This window comes from Rhizobium sp. SVR5-9E (assembly GCF_056755095.1).
Window position 1 is genome coordinate 1 of record NZ_JBNDHS010000143.1, and the last position, 11304, is coordinate 11304.

8 protein-coding genes and 2 pseudogenes are annotated in these 11304 nt (G+C 59.8%); all 10 read left to right on the top strand.

Features of this window, described 5'->3' with window-relative positions; translation table 11 throughout:
• The first annotated feature begins 330 nt into the window (after positions 1-330).
• Positions 331-669 (top strand): hypothetical protein, encoded by a 339-nt coding sequence (locus tag ACPYOJ_RS32360; protein WP_168831632.1) that lies wholly within the window; start codon positions 331-333, stop codon positions 667-669.
• A 306-nt stretch (positions 670-975) separates the two neighbouring features.
• On the top strand, positions 976-1182 hold the full coding sequence (locus ACPYOJ_RS32365; RefSeq protein WP_168831631.1) for a hypothetical protein: 207 nt from the start codon (positions 976-978) through the stop codon (positions 1180-1182).
• Positions 1183-1338: 156 nt separating this feature from the next.
• Positions 1339-2145 carry a pseudouridine synthase gene (locus ACPYOJ_RS32370; RefSeq protein ID WP_481419903.1) on the top strand — a complete coding sequence of 269 codons (807 nt, stop codon included), beginning with the start codon at positions 1339-1341 and terminating at the stop codon, positions 2143-2145.
• 14 nt (positions 2146-2159) lie between these two features.
• Positions 2160-2842 (top strand): annotated as a pseudogene (locus ACPYOJ_RS32375) (phosphoribosyltransferase).
• Between the two features lie 93 nt (positions 2843-2935).
• Positions 2936-4678: an SLC13 family permease gene (locus ACPYOJ_RS32380; RefSeq protein ID WP_481419904.1), complete on the top strand. Its 1743-nt coding sequence runs from the start codon at positions 2936-2938 to the stop codon at positions 4676-4678.
• A 73-nt stretch (positions 4679-4751) separates the two neighbouring features.
• Complete coding sequence (locus ACPYOJ_RS32385; protein ID WP_481419905.1) at positions 4752-5696, top strand: phosphoribosylaminoimidazolesuccinocarboxamide synthase; 945 nt, start codon at positions 4752-4754, stop codon at positions 5694-5696.
• Between the two features lie 101 nt (positions 5697-5797).
• The gene (locus tag ACPYOJ_RS32390; protein WP_481419906.1) at positions 5798-6400 is read left to right on the top strand and encodes a TetR family transcriptional regulator; all 603 of its coding nucleotides are present in this window, start codon (positions 5798-5800) and stop codon (positions 6398-6400) included.
• Positions 6401-6549: 149 nt separating this feature from the next.
• On the top strand, positions 6550-7767 hold the full coding sequence (locus ACPYOJ_RS32395) for an efflux RND transporter periplasmic adaptor subunit (protein ID WP_481419907.1): 1218 nt from the start codon (positions 6550-6552) through the stop codon (positions 7765-7767).
• A 47-nt stretch (positions 7768-7814) separates the two neighbouring features.
• The gene (locus ACPYOJ_RS32400; RefSeq protein ID WP_481419908.1) at positions 7815-10913 is read left to right on the top strand and encodes an efflux RND transporter permease subunit; all 3099 of its coding nucleotides are present in this window, start codon (positions 7815-7817) and stop codon (positions 10911-10913) included.
• Between the two features lie 164 nt (positions 10914-11077).
• Positions 11078-11304, top strand: a pseudogene (locus ACPYOJ_RS32405) (efflux transporter outer membrane subunit); the annotation flags it as partial.

Genomic DNA, 11304 nt, shown 5'->3' on the forward strand with positions numbered 1-11304 from the left:
TTCCCTCAGACATAGTCAACACCACCAATCCAACTTTTTTGACATTTTTATAACAGATTGATTCCTATGGGGAATTTCAACGGTGTTTATTCACAGGCCCTACCGCCATAGCGCGTCACCGCGCAAAATCTTTATCGGGCGGTCAAAAATCATCGAAATTTCCCCTACCGCGACCGAAAAAGATCTTCGAAATCAGCCGCAAGCCCGGATTTATGGTTAACAATCGGTAACAGCGCGCGTCAAAAAAGCACTGATAGGCCGGCGAGCAACTGAAGTCGGAACCTAAATGCCGGTTTCCGTGTTCCTCCCATCGAACGAAAGGAGACCGACATGGCTGCCAACACCGACGACATCCGTGAATCCGTCAGCAAGGACATTGCAGCACTTCAACGCGAAGTGTCGCGCTTGCAGAAGATGATTTCCGCACAAGGAGCCGAAGCCTATTATGAAGTGCGTGACCGCGCGGCAAAGGCCTACGAGGACACCCTTCCCCGCGCCAAGAACGCCGTCGCCCAGATCCGGGCCGAGGGCATGGCTGCTGCAGGCGCCGCGCGCGAGCACCCGACTGCGACGACAACGGCGTTGGTTTTCGCTGCAGCCCTGGGCTTTCTTGCCGGCTATATGATGAGCAATCATCGGCAGCCGCAGTCCCGCTATTGGTGGCACTAGGGTCAGGATCCCATGAATTCATCCACCTGGTCGCCGGATTTTGTTTCTGACCCAAAGGAAAGACGGAGGGCGTACTTGATGGCCCTCAAGTCTCTTCCGACGCGGTCAGGGGCGAAATCCGTCTCGCCCTTTCGGCTTAGTATGGACGAATTTAGTATTTCCTAACTTTCTACTGCAACGCACAATAAAGATGACTATTTCAGGGTCTGCGGATGGAAATTTCGTAGGATCCGTAAATACTTATGTCTTAGAAAAACCAATTTTTAATGCCAGGAAAGCGACAATAATAATACGGGAGGATGAATTATGGAGAATAAGAGAGCGCACTGTATTGTTGAAGTCAGCCTCGAAAGCGCAAATGGCCGCCGTGCAGTCGGTATTATGAATATGCGCCAGGCGCTCGAATTGCCTGAAATGCCGTGCCTGTCCTACACCCATCCAGACCCGGTGAAAGCTGCTGCCGGCGTCGTCGTCAATCGGCAGGAACTCGCAGGGTTCCTGGCTTGCCAATAGACCAACCTCGTCCGTCCGAGGATTAAGCCGGCCATTGCTGCCGGCGATCCTGTTGGCTGCGCTCCACCTTTATATTCGTCTGAGTTCACCGCCCTGCTGGCGTGTGGCTGTCGTTCGTGCAAATAAACGGCATCGCAACCGGACAAGGACGGCTGAGTGAGAGAGCGGCGCCTACCGCAAAAATCGCATGAACGCGGAAAACCGAGCGCGGAGGCCGGCGGCAAGCGGGTCACCCTGCCGCGCGCCCTTTCAAAACTCGGCTATTGTTCCCGCACGCAGGCCGAGCGGCTGATTGCCGACGGCCGCGTGATGGTCGATGGGCAGATCGTCAGGAATATTGATGCCTGGGTCGATCTTTCATCCGCAAAGCTTGAAGTAGACGGCAAAGCGATTGCCGCCGAGACGAAAATCTACCTGATGCTGAACAAGCCCCGCGGCCTGGTGACCACCCGGCATGATCCGGAGGGCCGGCCGACAGTCTATGACTGTCTCAAGGATTTCGATGTTCGACATCTGTCGCCGGTGGGCCGCCTCGACAAGGCAAGCGAAGGTCTGCTGCTGTTCACCAACGACACCGAGTTCGCGCAGGCGCTGCTCGATCCGATCACCCACGTGGCGAAGACCTACCATGTGCAGGTCAATCGCCTCATGGATGCGCAATTGCTGGCGGAGATGACACACGGCATCCGGCATGACGGCGAAGTGCTGACGGCAACGGCAGCTCGGCTTCTGCGAAGCGGCGACCGGAACTCCTGGATCGAGGTGGAACTTGACGAGGGCCGCAACCGGCAGATTCGCCGGATGCTGGAGGCGACCGGCACCGAATGCCTGCGGCTTGTGCGGGTGGCGATCGGCGGGCTCGAACTTGGCGAGCTGCCTAAAGGATCGGTGCGCGCTTTGACGGAGGCCGAGCTGCGCGATCTGAGGCGGCGCGCGGGCATGGAAAAGACGAGACGGGATTGACGCGGATGGACGATATGGCACCGCATGATTTTGGCAGGAATTCCATCCACCGGGCAGCTTTCCGGCGGACGGCGATTTCACCTCATTCTATGTTGCCGAACTGGCGGATGGCCGTCAGCTTCGCCTGCCGATCCGTGTGCTTGCCGGCGGCGAACATGCGCTCGCCTCGCTCATCATCAATCAGGCGAGCTTCGCCGTCCTCGATGCGCTCGCCGAACAATTGGCCGCAAAGATCAGACGTTTCGACATCGAGATCATCGCGGGCCTGCCAACGCTCGGATTGACGCTTGCCGCTGCTGTCGCACAAAAGCTCAGGCACGCGCGCTATGTGCCGTTCGGAACTTCCCGGAAATTCTGGTACCGCGACGACCTCTCCGTCGCCCTCTCGTCGATCACGACGCCGGAGCAGCAGAAGCGTCTTTATATAGACCCGCGCATGCCGCCGCTGCTTGTAGGCCGCCGTGTCGCGTTGATCGACGATGTCATCTCGAGCGGCACGTCAATCGTCTCCGGTTTGCAATTGATGGCGGCCTGCGGCATCGAGCCGGTCGCGATCGGCGCCGCCATGCTGCAATCGGATCGCTGGCGTGAGAGGCTGGGGTCGCAGAGCACCCAATGGCTTGATCGCACCATCGGTGTCTTCGCGACACCCATACTCGAAAGAACGGCAGAGGGTCGTTGGCGTGCAGCCGCCTGACTTTGAGGTTTGCTCGACCTTTCCTCCCGCCATCTCTGTACAGGCTCGCACGATTAACTACATTTCGCTGACCGTTGAAACGCGAGCCCGCCCATGACGTTCGAGCAAGCATCACTGCTGATCCTTCTGGCGGCGATGCTTGCTCTATTCTCGCTCAGCCGTATCCGCATCGAGGTCGTAGCGATCGGCGGCCTGATCGCAGGCTACCTGCTCGGGCTCTACCCCACGGATCAGGTGTTTGCCGGTTTCGCCAGCCCCGTTGTCATTACCGTCGTCGAAGTCCTGCTGATCGTTCAGGTTCTCGCCCACGCGAAGCTGTTCGATAAGCTTGCTGCGCGATTTGCCGCCTCCGGCCGTTCCGGCTTCACGGTCATCGCCAGCCTTTCGGCAATTACCGGCTTCATCTCGATCTTCATGAACAATATCGGCGCCTTCGCGATCATGCTGCCCGCCACGCTGCGCATCAGTGCCGTCATGAAGATCCCCGGGCGCCAGCTCGTCATGCCGATTTCCTTTGCAGCACTTCTGGGCGGCCTGGTATCTCTCATCGGCACGCCCGCCAATCTACTGGTCAGTGATGCATTGGCCAAAGCGACGGGCACCGGATTTCGCTTCTTCGATTTTGCCTATGTCGGCCTTCCGGTCGCCGTTGCCGGAATTCTGGTGATGGCTTTTCTCGCACGGAGATTGTTTGCGGAAGCAGACGCCCAGCCCATGCTCGCCGCGCCCGCGCGTCAGGTCGTGACGGAGCGGCGCATTCCCGAGGGCTCGCCGCTGGTCGGTACGAGGCTTGTCGACTGTCCCGGCCTCTTTGCGATCCAGCCGCATGCATTGATCCGCGACGGGAAATTCGTTTTCGGTCCGCTCGATCAGTCCAGGATCGAAGCGGGTGATACCCTGCTCGCCGAAGGTGCCGAGATGGTCTTTGCCGATCTCGCCGCCTCCGCTGCGCTCGTGGCGGAAAGCCATCCGAATGGATTGCAGCCGGACTTCGCGCGGATAGAAGCCGTCGTCATGCCGGAGAGTACGCTCGTCGGCTCGCGTATTCGCTCGCTGGAAGTCTTCAGAAGCCGGGGGATTCTTGTCGCCGCCCTTTCCATGCGTTCGCCGCGCATCGAAGGCCGCTTTGACGACCTGCAGCTCTCGATCGGCGATATCCTTCTGCTGGAAGGCTCGCGCGAAGCGGTCGCGGAGGCGCTCGATGAGTGCGAATGCCTTCCGCTCGCAACGCAGCCTTCGGTGGACGCCGTGTCGAACGCCTGGCTGCCGATGGTCGTCTTCGCGTGCGGCGTTGCGCTTTCTGCTTTCGACTTCGCCCCTCCCGACATCGCTTTCGCGGGTGTCGTGCTGGTCCTTGCACTGCTGAGTTACCTCAACATTCGCCAGGGCATGGCAGACATCAACTGGCCTATCATCATCATGCTGGCGGCAATGATCCCGATCGGCTCGGCTGTGGCGACGACCGGGACCGCCCAAATGCTCGCAGCGTGGCTGAGCCTGATCGTGCCGATATCTGTGCCGTTGGCCGGAATTGCCCTCCTGCTCTTCATTGCCATGGCGCTCACGCCCTTCGTCAACAACGCGACTGTCGCCATCGTGCTCAGTCCCATTGCGCTGGAATTTGCCCAAGCAGCACATCATTCCCCGGGCGCTTATCTCATTGCGGTTGCCGCCGGCGCATCGCTCGATTTCCTGACACCCTTCGGCCACCACAACAATACACTGACGATGAGCATCGGCGGCTACCGCGTTTCCGACTTTCTGCGCGCTGGCGGTCCGCTGGCTGTCGTATCCTATCTCCTGACTCTGCTTCTTATCGCTCTGATCTGGCTTTAAGCGCCATTTACTTGACATCCCTCCCAATGAAACTAGAGCATGGGCAACCCGAGTGAGAAGGACTGTTGAGCCCGTGCGAATTCTTTCCGAAGCCCATTTCCCCGAACTGCCGAACTACTATCGCGGCAAGGTGCGCGAAAACTACGATCTTCCGGACGGCAGCCGCATCATCATCAGCACCGACCGTCTGAGCGCTTTCGACCGCATCCTGACCTGCATTCCCTATAAGGGCCAGGTATTGACGCAAACCGCCCGCTACTGGTTCGAAGCAACCAAGGACATCTGCCCGAACCACGTCATCGCTTACCCGGACCCGAACGTGGTTATTGGCAAGCGGCTCGACATCCTGCCCGTCGAGATCGTGGTTCGCGGCTATCTCGCCGGCACGACCGGCACATCGATCCTCACTCTTTATAAGAAGGGCGAGCGCGAAATGTACGGCATGCGCCTGCCGGACGGCATGCGAGACAACCAGCTTCTGCCCGAGCCGGTGATCACACCGACGAGCAAGGAATTCGACGGTGGACATGACGAGCCGCTGACACCTGATGAAATCGTCAGCCGCGGGCTGCTCACCGCGGAGCAATGGGCAACGCTTTCCCGCTACGCGCTTGCGCTTTTCGCGCGCGGCCAGCAGATGGCGGCCAAGCGCGGCCTCATCCTAGTCGACACCAAATACGAATTCGGAACGGACAAGAACGGCAACATTATCCTCGCCGACGAAATCCACACTCCGGACAGCAGCCGCTACTGGCTTGCCGACAGCTACCCGGAAGCCTTCGATCGCGGCACCCGTCCGGCAAGCTTCGATAAGGATTTCGTCCGGGCCTGGGTGGCCGAGCGCTGCGATCCCTACAAGGATGCGATCCCCGAGATACCGGCGGATCTGATCGAGCAGACTTCACAGGTGTACATCAAGGCTTATGAGGCGATTACGGCGCAGCCTTTCGTTCCGGACGACAGCGGTGAGACCCCGCTTGCCCGTGTCCGAAGCAACCTTGCACGTTATTTCCCTTAAGACGCTGATCCGCCCGCGAGCCGCTCCGCGCTTGCGGGCTTTCGGCGGAAGGCACTAGCATTTGCAGAAGGGAGCTGGTCGACGGACCGGAGGGGAAACGAATGGCACGAAGGCCGCGGCGCAAGGCCGAGGAGACGCGGGAAGACATTCTGTCGATGGCCGAGTCGTTGTTCCGCCAGCGCGGTTTCCTTGCCGTATCGATCGCCGACATCGCCTCCGCCCTTGGCATGTCGCCAGCTAATATCTTCAAGCATTTTCACTCGAAGACGGCGCTGGTCGATGCCATTGCAGAGCGGCACCTTGCCAATGCTGCCGAACGTTTCGGTTCGATCGACGAGGATCTTCCGCCAGAACAGCAACTCCTCCGTTTCGTGCTACGGCTTCTCGACAGCCACCTGCAGGACATTCAACAGAATCCCTACATCTTCGAAATGGTGCTGACGACGATCGAGTCGAAGCTCGAGGCGGGCAACCGCTATCGCGCGCGGATCGAACAGAAGCTGGAGGAAATCATCCGCCGAGGCGTAAGCTCGGACCGCTATAAATGCCGTGATCCGCAGCGCGCCGCCAGAACTGTTGCCGATGTCCTCGCATCGGTGTTGCACCCCGTGCTGATCGTCCAGGACGACAAGAACACACTTATCCAGAGAGCGGAGGAAATCGTCCGGTTCGTGGATATTGCGCTGCGAAATAGCGCTTGCTAAGTGACGATTTATAAATTACGTCACTTCAGAAATCTTTTCTTAAGCTCGGTCGATGGCATGTGATTCCGGAAAATCCTGCTCTTTTGTATTGAAGCAGCGCGCGCCGGGGCCGATGATCGATCCAAAATCCCAATCGCAAGGGAAGCAGCATGATACGGCGTGTCTTCATCATTTCTTCGGTTTTGGCGCTTGGTGGCCTGCTCGCCGCCTGCAACGATAGCGGCAACAAGCAGGCTGGGGGCGGAGCCGGCCCGGCGGGTGCTGCACAGCAGGCAGCACCGGTCGGCGTCATCGCCCTGAAGAAGGACACCTTCCCGGTTACGACGATCCTTCCCGGACGGGCCGAAGCCTACCAAACGGCCGATATCCGCCCGCAGGTCAGCGGCATCATTCGCGAAATCGCCTTTCGGGAAGGCGGCGAGGTGAAGAAGGGCGACCTTCTCTATCAGATCGAAGACTCGCCCTACGTTGCGACGGTCGAGCAGGCCAAAGCGGCGATCGCCAAGGCCGAAGCGAGCGTACCAAGCGCACAGAGCAATTTCGACCGCTACCAACGCCTTGTCGGCAGCGGCGCCACGCAGATCGAATTCGAAACGGCAAAGACCACCCTTCTCCAGGCGCATGCCGAAGTCGAATCGGCCAAAGCCGCCCTCGCCTCAGCCCAGATCGATCTCGACCATACGAAGATCGTCGCCCCGTTCGACGGCGTCATCGACCAGACGGCCTATAACGTCGGCAACGTCGTTGCCGCCAACCAGACCACGGCGCTGACGACGATCCGTCAGCTTGATCCGATTTACATCCTGCTGACGGAATCGAGCACCAATCTCCTGAAGCTGCGTGATGCCATGAGGTCGCGCGCAGTTCAGAGCGAAGCGAATGCCGTCTTCCGCCTGATCCTCGAAAACGGCAAGGAATACAACCAGAAGGGCAAGCTGGATATGTCGAAGCAGATCGTCAGCGAGACGACTGGAACCTTCATCATCCGCGTGCTCTTCCCGAATCCGGATCGCGTCGTTCTACCGGGCATGTATGTCCGCGCGACCGTCGAACTCGGCGCCGAGGTCGGCTATGCCCTGCCGCAGCTTGCCACCAGCCGCGACGCGAATGGCCGCCTGACGGCGCAGTTCATTTCCGCCGACGGCAAGGTCGAGACACGCGCGTTCGAAAACGCCTCCCCTTCCAACAATTCCTGGCTCGTGACCGACGGCGTCAAGGATGGCGATCAGCTGATCGTCAGCGGCCTCCAGTCGATAGCCCCCGGCATGCCGGTGAAGCCGGTTCCCATGAAAATCAATGAAAGCGGTGTGGTCGTGGCTGCCGAACAGGCAGGAGCCGGTGACGCTCAGAAGCCGGCCGTACAGTAAAAACGCGACCGCCTCGAACAGAGAGCCCGCCGCACAGGAATAATTTGATGGCCAAGTTTTTCATCCGACGCCCGATTTTTGCTTGGGTCATTGCGATCACCATCATGCTCGCAGGCTTGCTCGCGATCTTCACGCTGTCGATCTCGCAGTATCCGGACATCGCACCGACAACGGTGCGCATCAACGCCAGCTATCGCGGCGCGAGTGCTGAAACCGTCGAGAAATCGGTTACGACGATCATCGAAGATGGCATGACGGGGCTCGACGACCTCACCTACATGACATCGACCTCGTCGACCGGTTCGGCCAGCATCTCGCTCACCTTCGGCACGAGCGCCGACCCGGATATCGCCCAGGTTCAGGTTCAGAACAAGCTGCAGCTCGTGCAGTCCCAGCTCCCGAGCGACGTCATCGATGCCGGCATCAGCGTGACGCGATCGACCTCCAGCATCCTGCTGGTCGGCTCGCTCGTTTCAACCGACGGAAAGCGGAACTCTGTCGACCTCGGCAATATCCTGTCCAATCAGATCGAAGACCAGATCCAGCGGCTCGAAGGCGTCGGCAGCATCAACATCTTCGGCTCCGGTTACGCCATGCGCGTCTGGCTTGATCCCTTCAAGCTGCAGAAGTTCCAGCTCACGCCGAGCGACGTGACGTCGGCCATCCAGGCGCAGAACACGCAGGTGTCCGTGGGCTCCCTCGGCGCGCAGCCGGCCGTCCAGGGCCAGCAGCTGAACGTCACGATCACGGCTCAAAGCCAGCTGACAACCGTCGCAGATTTCGAACGAATCATCCTGAAAGTGGAAAAGGACGGCTCGACCGTCCGCCTCAGCGACGTCTCGCGCATCGAAATCGGCCAGGAAAGCTACGGCGGCTCGTCGCGCTACAACGGCCAGCCGTCGACCGGTTTCGCCGTCAATCTCGCGGTCGGCGCCAATGCCATCGACACCGCTGCACGCGTTCGCTCGGCACTCGACACGATCAGCCGCGGCCTGCCGGAAGGCGTCGAGATCACCTATCCGTATGACACGACGCCCTTTGTCGAGCTGTCGATCGAAAAGGTTGTCCACACCCTCATCGAAGCGATCGCGCTGGTCTTCGTCGTTCTTCTGATCTTCCTGCAGAACCTGCGCGCGACGCTGATCCCGACCATTGCCGTGCCCGTCGTGCTGCTTGGAACCTTCGGCATCCTTGCGATCACGGGATACTCGATCAACACCTTGACGATGTTCGCCATGGTTCTTGCGATCGGCCTTCTCGTCGATGACGCCATCGTCGTCGTCGAAAACGTCGAGCGCATCATGTCGGAGGAAAAGCTGTCGCCGCTCGAGGCGACGGAAAAGTCGATGGGCGAAATCACCGGCGCCATTGTCGGCATTGCGCTCGTTCTGACGGCCGTCTTCATTCCGATGGCCTTCTTTGGCGGCTCCACCGGCATCATCTACCGTCAGTTTTCGGTTACCATCGTTTCGGCCATGCTGCTTTCGGCGATCGTGGCGATCGTGCTGACGCCGGCGCTCTGCGCGACCATGCTGAAGCCGGTCGACGAACACAAGAAGCGTCGCCTCGGCGACTGGTTCAACCGCAACTTCACCCGCTCCACCAACGGCTATGTCCGCACGATCGGCTATCTGTTGAAACGCCCGATCCGCGTCATGCTCGTGTTCCTGCTAATCGGCGCGGGCTGTGCCTATCTCTTCACCCGCCTTCCAAGCTCGTTCCTACCGCAGGAAGATCAGGGCGTTCTGCTGACGATCATCACGACGCCGCCCGGCTCGACAACGCAACAGACCCAGGCCGTCGTGGAGAAAGTGGAGAACTACTACCGCGAGAACGAAAAGGATGCCGTTGATTCGGTCTTCGGCGCCCTCGGATTCGGCTTCAACGGTTCCGGCCAGAACAGCGCGATCGTGTTTACGAAGCTCAAGGATTTCTCGTTGCGCACAGACCCCAACCTGCAGGCGCAGGCGGTCGTGACGCGTGCCTTGAAGACCTTCTTCACCTTCCGCGAAGCGCAGGTCTTCGCATTGCTGCCGCCGGCGATCCAGGGGCTCGGTGTCTCCAGCGGATTCTCGATGTATCTCGTTGATACCGGTGGACACGGCACGGAAGCGCTCGACGCGGCTTCCAAACGCCTTATCCAGATGGCCAATGCCAGCGGCAAGGTGGTTGCGCTTCGTAGCAACAACAAAGAAGTCGAGCCGCAGATGAAAATTCTGATCGACCAGGAAAAGATAGGCGCCATGGGCGTCGATATCGCCGCGGTCAATTCGATGCTCTCGGTCATCTTTACCGGCCGCGACGTCAACGACTTCACCCTGAACGGCGAGATCAAGCCGGTCTATGTCCAGGGCGACGCACCCTTCCGCATGCAGCCGACCGATCTCGACCATTGGTATGCCCGAAATAGCGCGGGTGAAATGGTGCCCTTCTCGGCCTTCACCACGACGGAATGGGTCAGGGGCGCACCGACGCTTGCCCGCTTCAATGCGGTGAGCGCGATTCCGCTGGACGGCGCCTCGGCACCCGGCGTCAGCTCGGGCGATGCCATGAACGAGATGGAAGCGCTCACCGAGCAGCTCGGCGGCGGCTACACGGTCGCCTGGCAGGGCATTTCCTATCAGGAACGCCTCTCCGGCTCGCAGGCGCCAATGCTTTACGCGATCTCGGTGCTCGTCGTCTTCCTCTGCCTTGCAGCACTTTATGAGAGCTGGTCGATCCCGTTTTCGGTCATCATGGCAGTGCCCGTCGGCGTGCTCGGAGCGCTGACTGCGGCGACCCTCTTCGGGCAGGCGAACGACGTCTACTTCAAGGTCGGGCTGCTGACGACCATCGGTCTGGCGGCGAAGAACGCGATTCTGATCGTCGAGTTTGCGAAGGACCGCATGGAAACCGGCATGGGACTCTTCGAAGCGACGTTGGAAGCAGCAAGGCTGCGTCTGCGACCGATCATAATGACATCGCTCGCCTTTATCCTCGGCGTCGTCCCGCTGGCGGTCGCCACCGGCGCCGGTTCTGCAGCGCAGAACGCCATCGGCATCGGTGTTCTCGGCGGCATGCTTTCAGCGACGGCACTCGGCATCTTCTTTGTGCCCTCCTTCTTTGTCGTGATCCGTCGCATCTTCTCGCGCCGAGCGAAAAATTGAGGCGTGAGTGTGATAAAAATGCACTGCCAGAATGAATGAGTCGTTGCTACATTGCGGCCGACTGCTTCGGCATGGTGTATCTCGTTGGGACGAAGCGCAGCCGACGGCAAAGCATGACGCTTTTGGCAAGAATTTAGACTTGGTCGAGTTACAGGAAGAAATGAATGGTATCTCTCCGTATTGCCTCACCGGCATTGTTGCTTTTGCTAGCCGGCTGCGTGGTCGGGCCGGATCATACGCCCCCCGAGATGCCGCTTCCGGGCAAGTTTGCTGAGGGTGGCGCCAAGAACATCGGCGATGTTGCGACGGTCACCTGGTGGACGGCGTTCCGCGACAAGCAGCTCGACAGCCTGGTGGCCCGCGGCATCGACCAGAACCTCGACGTGCTGCA